At 32.9% G+C, this 19,256-nt stretch carries 19 protein-coding genes; 12 read left to right on the forward strand and 7 right to left on the reverse strand.

Annotated elements, in window-relative coordinates; all coding sequences use genetic code 11:
- Nucleotides 1-96: 96 nt before the first annotated feature.
- From FNW52_RS08500 to FNW52_RS08525, 6 genes are all read right to left on the reverse strand, one after another.
- On the reverse strand, nt 97-441 hold the full coding sequence (locus FNW52_RS08500; protein ID WP_143377034.1) for a hypothetical protein: 345 nt from the start codon (nt 439-441) through the stop codon (nt 97-99).
- A 186-nt stretch (nt 442-627) separates the two neighbouring features.
- Nucleotides 628-1,107: a hypothetical protein gene (locus FNW52_RS08505; RefSeq protein ID WP_143377035.1), complete on the reverse strand. Its 480-nt coding sequence runs from the start codon at nt 1,105-1,107 to the stop codon at nt 628-630.
- On the reverse strand, nt 1,091-1,960 hold the full coding sequence (locus FNW52_RS08510; protein ID WP_143377036.1) for a hypothetical protein: 870 nt from the start codon (nt 1,958-1,960) through the stop codon (nt 1,091-1,093). The genes FNW52_RS08505 and FNW52_RS08510 overlap by 17 nt, the downstream gene beginning before the upstream one ends.
- A gap of 81 nt (nt 1,961-2,041) precedes the next feature.
- Nucleotides 2,042-2,533 (reverse strand): hypothetical protein, encoded by a 492-nt coding sequence (locus FNW52_RS08515; protein ID WP_143377037.1) that lies wholly within the window; start codon nt 2,531-2,533, stop codon nt 2,042-2,044.
- Nucleotide 2,534: 1 nt separating this feature from the next.
- Entirely contained in the window at nt 2,535-3,884 is a 1,350-nt protein-coding gene (locus tag FNW52_RS08520) for a hypothetical protein (RefSeq protein WP_143377038.1), read from the reverse strand.
- A gap of 112 nt (nt 3,885-3,996) precedes the next feature.
- On the reverse strand, nt 3,997-5,811 hold the full coding sequence (locus FNW52_RS08525) for a type VI secretion system Vgr family protein (RefSeq protein ID WP_143377039.1): 1,815 nt from the start codon (nt 5,809-5,811) through the stop codon (nt 3,997-3,999).
- Nucleotides 5,812-6,148: 337 nt separating this feature from the next.
- Here FNW52_RS08525 and FNW52_RS08530 point away from each other — a divergent pair, with 337 nt between their 5' ends.
- The 5 genes from FNW52_RS08530 to priA all read left to right on the forward strand — a co-directional run bounded on the left by FNW52_RS08530 (nt 6,149) and on the right by priA (nt 12,688).
- On the forward strand, nt 6,149-7,537 hold the full coding sequence (locus FNW52_RS08530; protein ID WP_143377040.1) for a M28 family peptidase: 1,389 nt from the start codon (nt 6,149-6,151) through the stop codon (nt 7,535-7,537).
- 303 nt (nt 7,538-7,840) lie between these two features.
- Nucleotides 7,841-8,698 carry a carboxylating nicotinate-nucleotide diphosphorylase gene (gene nadC / locus FNW52_RS08535; RefSeq protein ID WP_143377041.1) on the forward strand — a complete coding sequence of 286 codons (858 nt, stop codon included), beginning with the start codon at nt 7,841-7,843 and terminating at the stop codon, nt 8,696-8,698.
- A 4-nt stretch (nt 8,699-8,702) separates the two neighbouring features.
- The gene (locus tag FNW52_RS08540) at nt 8,703-9,638 is read left to right on the forward strand and encodes a YihY/virulence factor BrkB family protein (protein WP_143377042.1); all 936 of its coding nucleotides are present in this window, start codon (nt 8,703-8,705) and stop codon (nt 9,636-9,638) included.
- 110 nt (nt 9,639-9,748) lie between these two features.
- Complete coding sequence (locus FNW52_RS08545; RefSeq protein WP_143377043.1) at nt 9,749-10,180, forward strand: DUF2147 domain-containing protein; 432 nt, start codon at nt 9,749-9,751, stop codon at nt 10,178-10,180.
- A gap of 57 nt (nt 10,181-10,237) precedes the next feature.
- On the forward strand, nt 10,238-12,688 hold the full coding sequence (gene priA / locus FNW52_RS08550; RefSeq protein ID WP_143377044.1) for a primosomal protein N': 2,451 nt from the start codon (nt 10,238-10,240) through the stop codon (nt 12,686-12,688).
- 9 nt (nt 12,689-12,697) lie between these two features.
- Here the strand turns inward: priA and FNW52_RS08555 are convergent, their stop codons facing one another.
- On the reverse strand, nt 12,698-13,393 hold the full coding sequence (locus tag FNW52_RS08555) for a LytTR family DNA-binding domain-containing protein (protein ID WP_143377045.1): 696 nt from the start codon (nt 13,391-13,393) through the stop codon (nt 12,698-12,700).
- Nucleotides 13,394-13,561: 168 nt separating this feature from the next.
- Here FNW52_RS08555 and rpsF point away from each other — a divergent pair, with 168 nt between their 5' ends.
- From rpsF to FNW52_RS08590, 7 genes are all read left to right on the forward strand, one after another.
- Nucleotides 13,562-13,903 carry a 30S ribosomal protein S6 gene (rpsF, locus tag FNW52_RS08560; RefSeq protein WP_116761249.1) on the forward strand — a complete coding sequence of 114 codons (342 nt, stop codon included), beginning with the start codon at nt 13,562-13,564 and terminating at the stop codon, nt 13,901-13,903.
- 5 nt (nt 13,904-13,908) lie between these two features.
- On the forward strand, nt 13,909-14,205 hold the full coding sequence (rpsR, locus tag FNW52_RS08565) for a 30S ribosomal protein S18 (RefSeq protein WP_007138295.1): 297 nt from the start codon (nt 13,909-13,911) through the stop codon (nt 14,203-14,205).
- 66 nt (nt 14,206-14,271) lie between these two features.
- On the forward strand, nt 14,272-14,712 hold the full coding sequence (rplI, locus tag FNW52_RS08570; RefSeq protein ID WP_143377046.1) for a 50S ribosomal protein L9: 441 nt from the start codon (nt 14,272-14,274) through the stop codon (nt 14,710-14,712).
- A gap of 100 nt (nt 14,713-14,812) precedes the next feature.
- Nucleotides 14,813-18,022, forward strand: coding sequence for a carboxypeptidase regulatory-like domain-containing protein (locus tag FNW52_RS08575; RefSeq protein WP_143377047.1), 3,210 nt, complete (start codon nt 14,813-14,815; stop codon nt 18,020-18,022).
- Between the two features lie 141 nt (nt 18,023-18,163).
- Nucleotides 18,164-18,637, forward strand: a complete 474-nt coding sequence (locus FNW52_RS08580; protein ID WP_143377048.1) for a DUF6495 family protein — start codon at nt 18,164-18,166, stop codon at nt 18,635-18,637.
- A 43-nt stretch (nt 18,638-18,680) separates the two neighbouring features.
- Nucleotides 18,681-18,899 carry a hypothetical protein gene (locus FNW52_RS08585; protein WP_143377049.1) on the forward strand — a complete coding sequence of 73 codons (219 nt, stop codon included), beginning with the start codon at nt 18,681-18,683 and terminating at the stop codon, nt 18,897-18,899.
- Nucleotides 18,878-19,222, forward strand: a complete 345-nt coding sequence (locus FNW52_RS08590; RefSeq protein ID WP_143377050.1) for a type II toxin-antitoxin system VapC family toxin — start codon at nt 18,878-18,880, stop codon at nt 19,220-19,222. Before FNW52_RS08585 ends, FNW52_RS08590 begins: the two co-directional genes overlap by 22 nt.
- The last annotated feature ends 34 nt before the right edge of the window (nt 19,223-19,256 follow it).

Raw genomic sequence — 19,256 nt, forward strand, 5'->3', positions numbered from 1 at the left:
CCTGCATACATTTAAAAATGTGCAGGATTTTTTTTTAGCACACACAACTCTCTATAATATCTTTCGATATAACTACGTCATTAGTTCTTTTGATTTTCATAATTCTATAGTAAATGTTTGGTCGATAAAGTCATAAATACGGGTTTGTCCATCTTCATAGAATGTTTTTTGCGCTAGTTCTTGTACGTCCTTTGTAGATAAATAAGCAATTATTTTACCATCCTTAAAATTTATAGTTTCTCCTATTTGAGACAATTCAAACATCTCGAAATTAACTCTAGCAGTAACGGAGTAATTGAATGTTTTATTCCCGTTTGAATCACTGAAACTTATTCTGTTTTGCTCTTTATTGCAAGTGTATAATGCTTTATTTTTTTTATTATGGAGCATTAAGGTTACATCGTTGTCTATAATTGTTATTTCTGAGGTTGTTTTAACCATGATTTTTTTAATTTATATAGAATGTCAAAAAGAAAAACCCGTGCCCATTCCAATTATCAAACCCAATTTATTTTTTTTATTCCTTTCTCACTTTATCGATTTACTGTGTGGGCATGGATTGCAAATCCGCGCTATCGGGATATAAGCAAAAGTAAAACGTACAGCTAAAAAGTAATATCTATACCGTTAATTTAAATCCTCTTTTTTTAGAAAAAAACCTTCTTGCTGTGGGCCCGAAATAGTAGTGTTATTTATCTTATATGCACTCAAATAACATTGATATGGTTTACATTTTAGCCAATAATCATTTTCAAAACTATGAATATAATAAACATCATTTTTAATGTTTACCTCCATAGAATCCGATTTCATTAAATTATCATATTCGAAAGAAAAATAATCTTCTTTGTTATCTTCCTTGTTGAATGTTTTTATAGTTTTTCCTTTACGAATAATATTTACTTGTAAATTTATTAATTCCTTTAAAGTATATTGATAAAGCAATATTTTAAAGTATTTCTTAGCTAGAAAAGGACTATTTTCACACTCTGCATTGTCAATAATGTCTTTTTGATTTTGTCTATAAAGCCCCAAATACATCACAGATAAGGCACCTATTAATATTAAAATTAATACGGTTATATTTTTTTTATTTAACTTTGACATAACCATTATAATTATTCATGAAATGATTTACATTTATAGGTCTTTTTAAATACCTAGAAGTATCAAAAGGATTTGTGCCGTAAGAATAAACTCTAAAATCTAATAATTCTTCTGTTTGACCTTTTTGATTAAGCATTTTAACTTCTATTATTTCACTTTCTAAAACAATCCAGTGCAAATCTAAGCTATTAACATCCCAAACATTTTCTATTAAGTCGGAGTCAATCATTAATATCAATTTATAACCAGCCCTTATTTGTTTATTTATATCTTCAATTTTATTTTGTGTTTCTATACTTGTATAAACAATAGGTGAAATGGGGGTATACACTCCTTTTGATGATACTTCTTTATAGCCTAATAAATCTTCCGATAAACTAGTCATTAACGGAGGCCAGTTTATGGCTTGAAACTCCTCTTCTCCTCCTTTGTAGCTTGGATTATCAGTATTTCTTGTTCCAGCCATTGTGATATAATCAACTAATGGCATGTAAATACCACCATTAATTGGAAATCCTTTTGTATTAGGTTTTTTCTCCAAAACTTCAATACTAGGTTTAACGGTATATTTATTAAAAGTAGCTTCGCCCGTTCTAAAAAGTTCTTTTGCGAATTTTTTATATGCTTGAGGTTGATCTTTTGCAAATAAATAAAAGATACAGGTCATGCCGCAGAGCGAAGTCCCTGATTGGTTTACACGCCAAGGTTTCTTGTCATCTGTTCGCTCTTTTATTTCTTCCTCAACAAGCATTCTATCAAACCATCTAAATCGATTATGTTTCCATATTTTAAGTACACCTTCGGTTTCTGAATCATCTATGTAGGCTTTTACAGAAACAAAACGACCACACATCTCTTTTTCATTCAGTGTTATTTTTACGTTATCTCCTTTTACTTTTAAAGGTGTTTCTATCCATTTGTTTTGAGCGGGTTTTTATTTAATTCCTTCGTATTTTTTGCCATTTATTCTTATTTCATCATAATCAAGATAACAATTATTATCTCCTAAATACCCAAACATTCCCCAGTGTCCACCATCTGAAGAATACCCAAAATCAGAAATTTTATAGGTTAAATTTTTAGCTTTTACTATTACAATATCTGTTTTAAAAAATTCATCAAAAGGGATATTAAAAATAAAATATTCATTTGTATTTTGGATATTATTTACCAGTATGGTATCTTTTATTTTTTTATTATTTCTTAGCAAATAAATATTTAGTTCTAATATTTTTCCATTTGATTCCTTTTTCAAACAAAATGAAGGCTTCTCGGTAATCACTATTGTTTTTTCACATTCGTTGATATCATTATTTTGCCTCTCTCGACTAGTAGTCATTTTATAATAAAACCATCCAATAACTAATATAATTATTAAAAAAAATATAAAAAAAATAATGAAATAGCTTTTAGTTTTTTGTCTCATTTTACTTTATTTTAATATACCCATTATAATTATTCATAAAATGTGTTTTAGTAATTGGCCTTTTCAAATAACGATATTCTACATTCTCTTCCATTTTACCTGTTTTAGTGTTTAAAATTAATGCTTTATCGCCATTTGGATTTGTCCCCCAAGAATAAACTCTAAAATCTAATCGATGAACCGTTCTCCCATTTTCATCTAACATTTCAACTTCTTTGATTTCACTTTCTAAAACTACCCAGTGTAAATCTAATGAGGAAACATCCCAATGGTCAGCAATTAAATCAGAATCTATCATCAAAATAAGTTTATAACCATTTACTATCTGTTTATTAATGTCTTCAATTTTGGATTCAATATCAAAATCCGTATATACTAATGATTTCACAGGATTATAAATTCCTTTAGATGAAACATCTTTATAACCCAATAATTTTTCACATAAATCAGTCATTAATGGAGGCCAGTTTATAGCTTGAAATTCTTCCTCTCCTCCTTTATATTTAGGATTGTCTGTATTTCTAGTTCCTGCCATTGTTAGAAAATCAACCAATGGCATACCGCCCGTATTTATGGCAACCACTTTTTTCTTTAATGTTCCAATATTTTTCTCCAAAACTTCAATACTTGGCTTAACGGTATATTTATTAAAAGTAGCTTCTCCCTTTCTAAAAAGTTCTTTTGCAAATTTACTATATGCTTTTGGTTGATCTTTTGCAAATAAATAAAAGATACAAGCCATGCCACAAAGCGAAGTACCGGATTGGTTTACCAACCATGGTTTTCTATTATCTGTCCTTTCATTTATTTCATCCTCAACTAGCATTCTATCAAACCATCTAAACCTATTATGTTTCCATTTTTTTAATTCTCCTTCGGTTTCTGGATCATCTATGTAGGCTCTTACAGAAACAATACGCCCACACATCTCTTTTTCATTCAGTGTTATTTTTACGTTATCTCCTTTTACGTTTAAAGGTGTTTCTATCCATTTGTTTTGTGCGGGGCTATGGTATTTTATCAACCATTTTATCAAACTAGTAGCTACAGGTGCGCCATTTGAATAACTCTTAACTTTAAACTCGTAGGTTTTATCAAAAACAAATCCTTTTTGCAATCCTCCGCTTTTGTCATTTTTAGAGCCATCATCGAGTGAGGTTAAGAGTTCAATTTCTTTTACTCTGGTTTTTGACACTTTCTTTGGCGGATCTTCGGGCTCTCCATGGGAGTGTTTTGGGGCATTATAAATAATATTTTTATTGGAGCTAATTTCTATTTCATTGGCAAAGATTTTCGTTTTTCCTCCAACAATATTGACAATATTTCCTTTTACATATCTAAGTTTTGTCATTTTTATATTTGGTTATTTAGTAGTGAAAGATATTTTCGTTTGCAATTCAGCAATCGCGAACGGCAAAAACTATACTCTCAAGCAGTTGCCGTTTTACTAACAGACTTTTGTCTTAATTTTGTTTTGTTTTCTCTGCGCTATTATTTTTCAACTCTGTTTTAGAATGAAACTCATGGTTGTCTTCGCTATGATTACTTACTTTTTTCTCACTAATGGTTGTGTGTCCTTGTTTACTCTCACTATGTACATCACCCTCAATAATTTCATGTAATTTCCCTGTCACATTCAGCATACTATCTCCACCTACAGTTGTATGGAGTATTGCTCCAACAGTGGTAGATTTATCAACTCCTGCACTTTCTACAATATTCATTACAGCAGTAGTCCTAATGTCTTTTCCAGCACTGAAAACAATATCCTCCCCAGCTTCAAATTCTATATTCTTGGGCGCTTTAAATCTTATGTTTCCATCACCATGAACTACGGCTATTGTTTTTCCTTTTTGGCTTTCTATGGTAATATCGCCTGTGTCATCATTAGAAATAATACGGTTTCCGCTTCGGGTATGTATGACTTTCATATCATTCTTTGCCGTGTCGTACCCGCTTTTGTTCTTTCCATTATAATGCGATCCCACAACATACGGTCTCTCGGCACTGCCGCCTACAAAATCTACTAGGACTTCGTCTCCTATTTCTGGAGTCATATAAAATCCTCTTCCCTCCCCCGCGTAGGGTTGCAGTTGTCGCATCCAGTCGCTCTTCATGTTGCCACCAGCCCAGTGAAATTCTACTTTTACACGCCCCATACCCTCGGGGTCGTTGTTGTCTATTACTTTGGCAGATTGAGATTTAGCTTTCGCATAAGCGTGTACATTGGTGTAATGTGGCGCGCCAACATCCGAAGGAATGGCTCTAAAATTGCAACTGTAATTCCCGTGAACTTCGGAGTTATGTGTAACTTCTATAACGACCAAGTTGTGTTCTACGGTTTTGTTTTCTATGGTGAATTTTTGACCAATTCCAAGCGGAAGATAGGACAAACCGCTGTAAATAACACTCTTGGCATCTTTGCCATTGGTTTGTAGTTTGACCATTTCGGCAAGGGTGCTAGAATCGGGGGCTTGTGCCGTATAGGCTCCTACTTCTAGGTCGGGTTGTCTTACTGCGCCTTGTCTGTAGCCTACTATTGTTGCAAACCTATCGCCACTGCCTGTGGTGGTTTTTAATGATGAATTCTTGATCTGGGATGCACTATTATAGTCATAACCACCCAATGATTCTTTGTGCGAGAATATCGAGGTTTCTATTTTAAAATGATGCAATGACCCGCCGTTTATTAGTTTTATTTTACTGGGTTTTAGCTGTCCAAATTGCATGCGCATACCATCCGAGTAAAACCATTGTCCGTAACGCTTGGCAAGTCGTTTTAGGAATTTAAAATTGGTTTCGTTGAATTGCGGCATATAATCTAGGTTGGGGTCGTAGGTAGGAACGATGGCATCACGGTTAAAAAAATCTGTTGGGCCTTCGGCAAGTACTTTCTTAACAATGGTTTCGAGATCTTGCTCCATAAAAGTTCGTGAACGTTTCATATCATCAAGAAAAATCGTGTGACTTATTCCTGTTACGTGCAATCCCGCTGGACAACCATGCAAATCAACCGATTTTAACGTGTTGATAACACCTTTAGCCATTAGCTTATTTCCATCAAGACCTGTGAAAGTAAAGATTACCTCATTACCATGATAATCACTTATGGCTTGGGCTTGTGCGCTAGGTTCTATAATAGGTGAGGCGGTGTATTGCCATACAAACGAAAAATGATGGTGGTCTGCCATCTTTTGTTCTAACTTCAAATCATAATAAACGACATTATGAGCGAAACCGCTAATATCTAAATGGACTTGCTGCGCAAAATTACTCATAGGCTTGTAGGTTAAGTATTGTTTTAATATTAAACTATATAATTTATTTTTTACAAACCTAACTCGTTTAATAATACAAAACAATACCCACTTTTAGTGATATTTAAGTTTTTACTTAGACTCCTTAACTATTGTGTTTTTTCAAACAATATGTGGCTTAAAGGCTTAAGCTAATACACAAACAGTCACAGTAACTCAAATGAACACTATTATTCAATTAGATCTTGCAAGCATTCAAAAATGAACAGGATTTTTTTTGTTTTTAACTTTGATTTTATTTTAGAATGCCGAAATTGCAGCACCAATAAACCAAAATTAATTTTAGACTAAATCAAAAATGAAAAAGAATCTATTGCTTTCCCTGCTTTTTATAAATAGTGTTGCTGTATTTGCCCAAGCGAAAGACGAGCAAATTTTTAAGGAAATTTACAAATCAGCACTTACAAATTCTAAATGTTATTCGTGGTTAGATCATCTTTCTAACGATATTGGATCTAGATTGTCGGGTTCAGCTGGTGCTGAAAAAGCGGTTCAATATACCAAACAACAAATGGAAACATTGGGTTTTGATAAAGTATATTTACAAGAAGTAATGGTGCCTAAATGGGTTCGTGGCGAGAAAGAAACAGCCTATATTCAAGATAATTCAACTAAAATAAAAGTGCCAATTTGTGCTTTGGGTGGTTCAATTGCCACACCCAAAAATGGTTTAACTGCCGAAGTAATAGAGGTTCACAGTTTTGAAGAACTGAAAACTTTGGGTGTTGATAAAATTAAAGGAAAGATTGTTTTTTATAATCGTCCGATGGATAATGCCGCAATTGAATCTTTTGAAGCCTATTCAGGAGCGAATAACCAAAGATATGCAGGAGCAAAAGAAGCTTCAAAAATGGGAGCTGTAGCCACAATTGTTCGTTCTATGAACTTGCGATTAGATGACTTTCCACATACAGGAGCACAAAGTTATGGCGATATTCCAAAATCACAATACATTCCAACGGCTGCAATCAGTACCAATGGAGCCGAATTATTAAGCAAGACTTTAAAAAGCAATCCAAAATTGAAATTTTATTTTAAGCAAAGTTGTCTGCAATTTGATGATGTTTTGTCTTATAATGTGGTAGGGGAAATCAAAGGGAGCGAACATCCTGAAAATATAATGGTAGTAGGCGGACATCTGGATTCATGGGACTTAGCTGATGGTTCTCATGATGATGGTGCAGGAGTGGTACAAAGTATGGAGGTGATGAATACTTTTAATAACATAAATTATAAACCCAAAAATACGCTTCGTGTTGTTCTTTTTATGAATGAAGAAAATGGGTTAAGAGGCGGAAGTAAATACGAAGAGTTGTCTTTAGCGAATAAAGAAAATCACATTTTTGCTTTAGAAAGTGATTCAGGAGGATTTACCCCTAGGGGCTTTTCTTTAGAATGTGACGATGCGAATTTTGCTAAAATTGCAGGTTGGAAAAATGTATTTGAGCCTTATTTGATTCATAGTTTTGTGAAAGGACATGCAGGATCAGACATCGGGCCATTAACGGGGCAAACACTTGTAAAAGCAGGCTTGAAACCGGATTCACAACGTTATTTTGATTACCACCATGCCGCAAATGATACATTTGACGCTGTTGATAAAAGAGAATTAGAACTTGGTGCTGGAACTATGGCTGCTTTGTTATACATGATAGACCAAAACGGGATTGTAAAGCAAAATCCTTAAAAAAGGTAATTACAATAGCATATAATTTAGAAACAACCTAAACCTACTGAAATATCAATTTTAGCCGGTTTAGGTTTTTTTTATTTTAAAGAAGTTGTGTTGTTTGAAATAGATGAAATGAATTGATATTGAATGAGTTTTTAGTATTTAATGAGTATTCAAAATTGACCGTAATTGTGCTAAAAATTGGATAACGAGCGTACTTAGTTGTAATAAAGTAGGAATTCTAAATTTTAAAACTTTCTTAACTTTTAAATCCACAAAATAAATCCTACTTTAGCATTCTTTAAAAAAATACTGAAAATGATAAGTGAAGCACAGTTTCAAAAGGAGTTACAAATACTGATTGCAAATGCCATTAGAGAAGATGTGGGCTCTGGAGATTATAGTTCATTAGCCTGTATTCCTGCAGCTGCTTTGGGAAAAGCGAAGTTACTGGTAAAAGAAGACGGTATTATTGCAGGTGTGGCTTTGGCCAAAATGATTTTCGAATATGTAGATCCTACTTTGCAAATAGAAACTTTTATTGAGGACGGAACTCCTGTAAAGTTTGGCGATGTAGTTTTTCATGTTTCCGGAAGTTCTCAATCGATTTTGAAAGCCGAAAGAGTAGTGCTGAATTCCATGCAACGAATGAGTGCCATAGCTACGAAAACAAACAGTTTTGTGCAATTATTAGAAGGTACAAAAACAAAAATACTAGATACTCGTAAAACAACTCCCGGTTTTCGCGCTGCCGAGAAATGGGCTGTAAAAATTGGAGGGGGAGAAAATCACCGTTTCGCTTTATATGACATGGTGATGTTAAAAGACAATCATATCGATTTTGCAGGTGGTATTACTTTGGCAATAGCCAAAACTCAAGCGTATCTAAAAGAAAATAATCTGGATTTAAAAATCATTGTTGAGGCAAGGGATTTAAAAGAAATTATTGAGATTTTGAAATGCGAAGGGGTATATAGAATCTTGATTGACAATTTTAATTATGAGGATACTCGTAAAGCAGTGGTCTTAATTGGAACCAAATGCCAAACTGAATCTTCAGGGAATATCAATGAAAGCACGATGCGAAATTATGCGGACTGTGGAGTGAATTATATTTCGTCTGGAGCATTAACGCATTCAGTTTATAATATGGATTTGAGTTTAAAAGCAATTTAATACGATGAGTCTAATTATAGAAGAAAAACTCGAAAAAATCCCTGTAATTAGGAACTTGATGCACGTTTTGAAAAGGATAAAAATACCTGGTTTTGGAGGTTTGTCTTTTTATGATTTACTCGAAATGTATATTGAAGGAATAGTAGATGGAGCCTTTTCGTACCACGCTAGTGCAGTTGCGTTTAGCTTTTTTATGGCGTTGTTTCCTTTTGCTTTGTTTATTTTAAACTTAATTCCTTTTATTCCAATTGAAGGTTTTCAAGAAGATTTCCTTCAATTTGTAAAAGAAGGAGTGCCGCCAAATACCTACGATGCTATTGCAAATATTATAAATGACATTCTTAACAATAGCCATTCAGGATTAATGTCTTCGGGTTTTTTGCTGTCTATTTTCTTGATGGCAAATGGTATAAATGGAATTCTTGGTGGTTTTGAATCCTCTCGACATGTTTTAGAAAAAAGGGGGTTTTTACATCAATATTTTGTGGCATTAGGGATATCATTGTTGCTTTCTATTCTTTTGCTTTTAACGGTTGCTATTATTGTTGTTTTTGAGGTTTTTATTCAAAAAACAATCATTCAAGACGTATTGAGTGATCGGATTCCGTTGATTATTCTAGGGCGCTATATATTTGTGATATTAATGATTTTGATAACTTCTTCTGTATTATTGCGATATGGAACAAAACAATCGCATAAGCCTCCTTTTATAAGTATTGGTTCTGTATTTACGACGATATTAATTATAATTTCGTCCTACTTTTTCGGAATATGGGTAATACGCTTTTCGAAGTATAATGAGCTTTACGGATCTATTGGGACATTGCTGATTATGATGTTCTACATCTGGATAAACTGCATGATTTTGTTATTGGGATTCGAATTGAATGCAACAATTCATAAACTGCGAAAAAAGAATAATCATAATAAAAAAGTTTAGTTAACGAATAAGAGTATAAAAAATGAATTTCGTATTCGTACTCAACTCCCCCGACGCAAGTAGTAACTGTGATCTGATTTTATAAATATAAATTAATAAGTTAAAAAGAAATGAAAAAAAGTGCCGTATTTAGTTTAGTTGTCTTTTTTGCAATAATTTGCAATGTTCAAAGCCAAAGTGTAATCGGGAAATGGAAAACAGTTGACGATGAAACGGGTAAGCCCAAATCAGTAGTTGAAATCTATGAGAAGTCTGGAAAAATTTATGGTAAAATAGTTGATATTCTTGAAGCAGATAAGAAGAATAAAGTTTGTTCTGAATGTTCGGGAGAAGATAAAAACAAACCAATTCTTGGAATGACAATTATAAAAGGATTGCGTAAAGAGGGTAATGAGTATAATGACGGACAAATTTTGGATCCCAAAAACGGAAAATCATACAAATGTGTCATCACGCTTGAAGGAAATGATAAATTAAAACTAAGAGGTTATATTGGTGTTTCTTTGTTTGGACGCACTCAATACTGGTCTAGGATAAAATAGATTTTAGAATGTAAATCTAAAATCTGCAATCTAAAATCTAAAATCTAAACTTATTTAATGTATTTCGTCGAAGTTGTTTTACCACTTTCTCTTGCCAAAACCTTTACCTACAGTGTTTCGGAAGCTGAGTTTCTTTTTATGAAAAAAGGGATGAGAGTGGCTGTACCTTTCGGTAAAAGTAAAATCTATACGGCTTTAGTAATTGAAATACACAATAACAAACCGACGTTGTACGATGCCAAAGAAATTCATCAAATATTAGACGAATCTCCTATAGTAACCGAATCCCAAATCAATCATTGGCTTTGGATCGCGGACTACTATATGTGCGCTATTGGAGATGTGTACCGTGGTGCCATGCCTAGCGCATTGTTGCTGGAAAGTGAAACTATAATTACAAAATTGAATGATTTGTTTGTAGATGAAAGTTTGCTTTCGGATGATGAATTTTTGGTTTATGAAGCTTTGCAACAACAAAGTTCTCTAAAAGTACAAGATATTATTGCTATTTTAAACAGAAATAATATTTTCCCCGTTATTCAAAAATTGGTGGATAAAAATATTCTGGTGCTTCAGGAAGAAGTTCAGGAAACTTACAAACCTAAATTAGTACGGTACGTTCGTTTGCATACAAAATATGATACTAATGACGGGTTAAAAGAATTACTTGATATTCTAAAAAGTGCCAACAAACAAAAGGAAATAGTCCTTAATTATTTTCAATTAAGTGCTACTGAAAAAAAACCAATTACAGTTAAAAAACTCATTGAAGCGGCTAATTCTTCAGCGGCAATAGTTAAAGTATTAATTGAAAAAGAAATTTTCGAAGAATATTTTTTGCAAGAAGACCGAATCAATTTTGCAGGAAATAGTAGAGAAGGGGAGCTTCTATTAAGTACAGCCCAACAAAAGGCGTTTGATTCCATTAAAGAAAATTTCGAACATAAAGCAGTTTGTCTTTTGCATGGAATTACATCAAGTGGCAAGACTGAAATTTACATTAAACTGATAGAGGAATATTTGGCAACAGGAAAACAAGTCTTGTATTTGTTGCCAGAAATTGCCTTGACCACTCAATTGGTTTCTAGATTAAGAGCTCATTTTGGAAATAAAGTGGCTGTTTTTCATTCTAAATATAATAATAATGAAAGGGTAGAAGTTTGGAATCAAGTTTTGCGAAATGCGGATAAAGCTCAAATTGTAATAGGAGCAAGATCAGCCTTGTTTTTGCCATTTTATGATTTAGGTTTTATCATTATTGATGAGGAGCACGAACAAACTTTTAAGCAATCAGATCCTGCACCTCGCTACCATGCACGTGATGCAGCTGTAGTTTTGGCAAATGGACATCAAGCCAAAGTGTTGCTAGGTTCTGCAACACCAAGTATAGAAACCTATTTTAATGCAACATCGGATAAATATGGTTTCGTCGAAATTTCAGAACGTTTTGGGAGTGTAAGTTTGCCAGAAATAGTGTTGGTTGATTTAAAAGATAAATACTTTCGTAAAAAAATGAATGGTCATTTTAGTGATGTTCTAATCGAAGAAATCACAACGGCTTTGTCATTGGGCGAACAAGTTATTTTATTTCAAAACAGAAGGGGGTATTCGCCTATAATTGAATGTATAACTTGCGGACACGTACCGCATTGCCAGCAGTGCGATGTGAGTCTGACCTATCATAAGCATAAAAATCAATTGCGCTGTCACTATTGCGGATACTCAATGGCAAATCCTACTCGTTGTCATGCGTGTTCCAGTATCGATTTGACCACCAAAGGTTTTGGGACGGAACAAATAGAACAAGAATTAATGACTATTTTCCCTGGTGCCAAAACAGGAAGAATGGATCAAGATACTACTCGAGGGAAATTTGGTTTCGAAAAAATTATAGACAGTTTTAAGAATCGTGAGGTTGATATTTTGGTTGGAACCCAAATGCTAGCCAAAGGATTAGATTTTGATAATGTCAATTTGGTTGGGATTATGAATGCCGATAATATGTTGTACCATCCTGATTTTCGTGCGTTCGAAAGAAGTTTCCAAATGATGACTCAGGTAGCTGGACGTTCGGGGCGATCTGAGAAAAAAGGAAAAGTAATTATTCAGACCTACAATCCCAATCACAATACGATACAGCAAGTAACACATACTGATTATGTCGGAATGTATAAAGAGCAATTGTATGACAGGCAAATTTATAAGTACCCGCCTTATTTTAGAATTATAAAATTGACACTCAAGCAACGTGATTTCGATAAGCTTAAGGAAGGAGCAATGTGGTTGTATCAGGTATTAAGTCAAAATTTGGTTATGCCAGTTTTAGGGCCAGAAGAACCTGTGATTAGTAGAATCCGAAATGAATACATCCGAACTATAATTATTAAGATTCCTCAGCAAACTTCAATTGGTAATACAAAAAAAACTATCCAAAAGATATTGAATAGTTTCGAGGCTGTCGCTCAATACAGAGCTATAAAAGTTACGACAAATGTCGATTTTTATTAGGGTAAAATTTTAGGTATAGGCAAGTGCTTTTACAAGATCTTCTTTTTTGTTTCGACTCAAAGGAATTTTTGTTACGCCAATTTCGGCAAACTTGCTGTTAAAACGATCAATTTTGTCGATATTGACAATAAAAGATTTGTGTACCCTGATGAATTTTTCTTTCGATAAATCATTCTCAAAAGATTTCATGGTAGAAAGTACAAGATTGCTATCGTCTTCTGTGACTACTTTTACGTAATCACCAAAAGCTTCAATCCATTTAATTTTGGATGTGAATATTTTTAATTTTTTTAGGTTACTTTTGATAAAAATGTGCTCGCCTTCATCTTCTTTATTCTCTTTCTTAAGTAGGAATTGGTCAATAGCTCTTCGAACGGAAGCATTAAATCGCTCGATAGAAATTGGTTTTTGAAGATAATCTGTGGCATTATAGTCGAAAGCCTTCATGGCATATTCTGCTTTAGAAGTAATGAATATAATTTGTGGTTTTGTTTTTAAGCCATCAAGAAAATCAAATCCACTAATCACAGGCATCTCAATGTCGAGGAATATTAGATCTACCGTATGTACTGTCATGCAACTTTTAGCTTCTATAGCATTAGAAAAATCACCTATTAAGTTTAAATTGGTATGATTATTAACTAATTTTGCAATTATCATTCTTTGAATCGAACTATCATCTACAACTACACAGTTTAGTTTCATAATGTTAGGTTTATTTGATTTGGTAAAGTAAAAATACTTTTTTTTATTTTAGTAATCTAATAAAACGAGTGTTTTTTTGTTGTTCATCGATTAAAGCGATTTAAAGCTTGTTTGTTTAAAAAAAAAGATTACTTTTGCAGCCAAATTAACAAATAAATAAAAATATTTATGAATCATTATGAAACTGTTTTCATTTTAAATCCCGTTTTATCTGAAGTTCAGGTGAAGGAAACAGTAAGCAAATTTGAAGATTTTCTTACTAGTAGAGGAGCAGAAATGGTATCGAAAGAAGATTGGGGTCTGAAAAAAATGGCTTACGAAATTCAAAACAAAAAAAGTGGTTTTTATCACTTATTCGAATTCAAAGTTGCTGGAGAAGTTCTAATAGCTTTTGAAACTGAATTTAGACGTGACGAAAGAGTTATGCGTTTCTTAACTGTAAGTCTTGACAAACATGCTATCTCTTGGGCTGAAAGAAGAAGAGCGAAACTTAAATCTACTAAAGCTTAATTATCATGGCAACATTACAACAATCTGCTTCAGGAAAAAAAGACGGGGATATCAGATATCTTACGCCTTTGAACATAGAAACTAACAAAACTAAAAAGTATTGTCGTTTCAAAAAATCAGGTATCAAATATATTGATTATAAAGATGCTGATTTCTTATTGAAATTCGTAAACGAACAAGGAAAAATTCTTCCTCGTCGTTTAACAGGAACTTCATTAAAATACCAAAGAAAAGTGTCTGTAGCTGTAAAAAGAGCGCGTCACTTAGCATTGATGCCATACGTGGCTGATTTACTAAAATAATTAAAAATTAACAGTTGTTGGTTTTCTGAAATATGAAACCTAACTTCTATAAAAAAGGACAACAACATGGAACTTATTTTAAGACAAGACGTTCAAAATTTAGGATTTAAAGATGATATCGTTTCTGTGAAAAACGGATACGGTCGTAACTTTTTAATTCCACAAGGACACGCTCATTTAGCAACTTCTTCTGCAAAGAAAGTATTAGCTGAAAACCTAAAACAAAGAGCTCACAAAGAAGCTAAAGTTGTAGCAGATGCTAAAGCATTAGCTGAATCTTTGAAAGCTATCGAAATTAAAATCTCTGCAAAAGCAGGTGGTGAGAAATTATTCGGTTCAATTACAAACATTGATATCGCTGAAGCTTTGGCTAAAGGTGGTCAAGTAATTGATAGAAAATTCATCACTTCTGGAATCGTTAAACGTACTGGTAAATATGCTGCTACTGTTAGATTGCACAGAGATGTAATTATAGAATTAGCTTACGAAATCATCGCTGAAAAATAATATTCAGTTAACATTTTGTTAATAAAAATAAAAAATCACTCTTCGGAGTGATTTTTTTTTGTCTAATTTTGACAGTAAACCAATAAAAAAACCTTCCAAAATGAAAAAATTAATCTCTTTGTTTTTTTTTGTTTTCGGTCTCTTTGTGATGTCCGGGCAAACGACAACTTCTAATATTAAGGGAGTTGTAAAGAATACTACTGGCGAATCAGTATCCGGAGCTTCAATTCTTGCTATTCATACTCCTACAGGTACTAAGTATTCTTCGATATCGAATGCTGAAGGAAGATTTAGTATTTTGAATATGAGAGTTGGCGGTCCTTATAAAGTGGTAGTGACTTTTATTGGTTCTCGTAAAGAAGAATTCAATGAGGTATATCTAGATTTAGGAAAGACTTTTAGTTTAGATGTCGTTTTGGCGGATGAAAGCCAAGCATTGGAAGAAGTTAAAATTATAACTTCTAAGAACAAAATTTTTCAAAGTAATAAAACTGGAGCCGAAACCACAATTGGGCGAAAAGAGTTGGCAGCTTTGCCTTCTATTTCAAGATCTGCAGAAGATTTTACAAGATTAGAGCCAACAGCAAGTGGAGGTTCATTTGGAGGTAGAAACGATCAATACAATAACTACTCTTTGAATGGTGCAGTGTTTAATAACCCTTTCGGATTGGATGCTGCAACACCTGGAGGTCAAACGAACGCTCAGCCTATTTCATTAGATGCAATTGATCAAATCCAAGTAGCAACTGCGCCTTATGATGTAACTTTGTCTGGTTTTACAGGGGCTTCTGTGAATGCCGTAACCAAATCGGGTTCAAATGAGTTTCACGGTACGGCATATGGTTATTTTAGGAATGAAAATATGACAGGTGATAAAGTAAAAGGCGAAAGTATTTTCGTTCCTTCTTTAGAGCAAACTCAAGCTGGTTTTAGTATCGGAGGTCCAATAATTAAGGATAAATTATTTTTCTTTGCCAATTATGAAATTGACCAAAGAACTGATTTGGGGTCTAGCTTTGTGGCGAACAATGGAGATGGAGTCACTGGAGTTAATGAATCAAGAGTTTTAGAAAGTGATTTAATAGCTGTTTATAATGCTTTGACTAATTTGAAAGATGCAGCAGGTAATAATTTTGGATATAATCCAGGATCATACCAGGGATTTATTCACAACTCAAATTCAAATAAAGGAATTATAAAAATAGATTGGAATATAAATGACAATAACAAATTGGCTGTCATTTATAACTTCTTGGATGCTTCAAAAGACAAACCAGCGCATCCAACAGCTTTAGGATTTAGAGGACCAAGTGCTTCTATTCTTCAATTTCAAAATGCAGGCTATCAAATAAATAATGAGTTGAGTTCGTTCTTGGTTGAGTTGAATTCAAAAATTAATGAAAAAATTTCTAATAAATTACAGGTTGGTTATACTTCATTCAATGATTTTAGAAATCCTTTTTCAACTCCAGCTCCAGTAATTAATATTCGAGATGGTGCAGGTGCCAATTATATTGTTGGAGGACATGAGCCATTTTCAATTCATAATACACTAGATCAAAAAGTTTTTCAGATTACTAATAATTTGAGTTACGTAACTGGAGATCACGAATTTACTTTTGGAGGTTCTTTTGAGAAATTTGCTTTCAAAAATTCATTTAACTTAACGGCTTATGAAAATTTTGGAACTTTTGGAACTTTAGGTAATTATTATGGCTTGTTTAGTTCATATCCTTCTGTAGCTGCTTTTTTAGCTGATGCAGCACAGCCATATTCTTCTAGCTTTATAGCTCAAAATATGCAATATGCTATTGATCGAGATAAATCTTTTAATTCTTTTGGAGTTGGAGAAGACAAAGGATGGAAATTAGCTGAATTAAATGTAGGACAACTTGCTTTTTATGCTCAAGATGATTGGAGTATAAATGATGATTTCAAACTATCTTTGGGTTTAAGAGCGGATAAGCCATTATATTTTAATACTGCTGATTTAATTCAAAAATATATTGATACTGATAATGGAGCAAGTAGAAATAATAATGTGGATTATTTTGACCCTGAAACAGGCCAAGCTGTAAAATTAATTTCTACTGATTTGCCTTCGGATAAAATACTTTGGTCTCCTAGACTTGGATTCAATTGGAATATGGATGGAAATAATGTTTCTCAGCTTAGAGGGGGAACTGGAGTTTTTACTGGTAGAATTCCTTTTGTATGGTTAGGAAATCAAGTGAGTGGAGCCGATGATGGGTTTTTTCAAATAATGGATCCTGATTACAAATGGCCACAGGTATGGAGAACTAGTTTAGGATATGACCATAAATTCAAAAACAATTATATTTTGACAGTTGATATGTCTTATAATAAAGATATTAACGGGGTGCATGTACAAAATTGGGGATTAAAAACACCCTCAGGAACTCTTGCAGGTGCTGATAATAGAGCTATTTATTTGGCAACAGATAAAGGGGCAAATAATGCTTATGTAATGACCAATTCGGACAAAGGGTATGCATTCAATTCTTCTGTTAAAGTACAAAAGAATTTTGATAACGGATTATATGCTAGTATTGCTTATAATTATATGATTTCAAAAGATGTTAACTCAATAGAAGCTGAAATTACTGGAGATGCTTTTGCTTTTAATCCTGCATTAGGAGATGTAAATAAGGATGTGTTATCTAACTCAAAATATGGTGATAACAATCGTTTTGTTGGGGTTGGGTCTAAAAAGTGGAAATACGGAAAAGACAAATGGGCTACAACCGTTTCTACTGTTTTTGAATATGCACAAGGTGGTAGGTATTGCTATACTTACGGTGGCGATATAAATAATGACGGCTCAGGTGTTAATGATTTAGTATATATACCAACTTCTGCTGAAATTAAAGTAATGACTTTCACTGGAGTTGGACAGGCTGATGCTTTTGAAGCGTTTATCAATCAAGATGATTATATGAAAGATAAAAGAGGTCAATATATGGAGCGTTACGGTGCTTTGTCTCCATGGAGAGGTAAATGGGATGTGAAAATATTGCAAGATTATAATTTCAAAATATCTTCAGCTTCAGAAAAAACGAATACAATTCAATTGAGTATTGATATTTTGAATTTTAGTAATTTATTAAACTCTGATTGGGGATTGGTTCAAACTCCAGTAAGTGTTCAGCCAATTGGTGTAAAACTAGATGATGCTACAAAAACAATTCCTACTTACACATTTAATGGGACTCAAACCAAAACGTTTGCTTATGATGCTAGTTTGGCTTCTAGATGGCAAATGCAATTTGGAATAAGATATATTTTCTAAATAACGATTTAAAAATGATTAAAGCCTTCTTGAAAAAGAGGGCTTTTTTTTGATTTAAAAGTTTAAATTTGCATGAAAATTTCTAAAAGGAAAAATTAGAATTGATTTACATATCATAAAGACAAGATTTAAATAGTATACATGAAATACACCAGACTAACAAAAGAACAATTAGAAGAGCTAAATCAAGAATTTAGTACTTTTTTAGCTACTCAAACAATTGATAAAGCCGAATGGGATAAAATAAAAGCAGAAAAACCGGAGGTTGCTGAACAAGAATTAGACGTTTTTTCGGATTTGATTTGGGAAGGAGTGCTAACTAAAGCAACCTATTTAGAATTTTTCTCTAAAAAGCATATTTTTCTTTTTCATTGCTTTGATACCTACGTACAATCTATTGTTTTGAAATCGCTAGTTCCAGAAACTGATTTTTTGACCAAAGAGGGTTTGCAATGGCTTAGCGATAATATGTTTACAGAAACTATCGAAATGAAAGTGGGTAAAAAGGAATTTACAGAGGAACGTAATCTATCGATTTTTCAATTGATCCAACAAGGTTCTTTTTTGAGTGATGGACAATTATACAATCAAATTAATTCGATTATCGAGGGTTAGATTATTTAATAATTCTTATATTTGAGATGAAAATCTATTTGTCATGGGAAATAAAATTGTAGTCGAACTTAAAAATGAGAACGCGCTTAATCTTTTATATGATTTAGAGAAAATGGATATTCTTCATGTTGTTAGAGAAGACGAGCCTGAAAAAATTAAAAATTCTGATAGATTTAGAGGCATCTTAACCAAAGAACAAGGGAAAAGTTTGAATGATCATATTAAATCGTCAAGAGAAGAATGGGACAGAAATACCTTATAGATACAAATGTTATTTCTGATTATTTATTAAATTCTTTTGGAGAAAAAGGAACTGTTTTTCGTGATAGTATTATTAATTATACTCCAAAAATATCATTTATCACTCAGATTGAATTATTAAGTTGGAAAACCGATTATTATACTGAAAATTTGATAAAAAATTTCATATCAATTTGTGAAATAATTAACATTTCGGATGGAATAATATCTAATTGTGTCAAAATTAGACGATTCAAAAATGTAAAGACCCCCGACGCAATAATTGCTTCAACTGCATTGACATTAGATTATACAATTATTACAAACAATACCAAAGATTTTTAAAATATTGAAGGATTAAAATTTCTCAATCCTTATA

Source organism: Flavobacterium sp. ZT3R18 (assembly GCF_007097385.1).
GTDB lineage: Bacteria > Bacteroidota > Bacteroidia > Flavobacteriales > Flavobacteriaceae > Flavobacterium.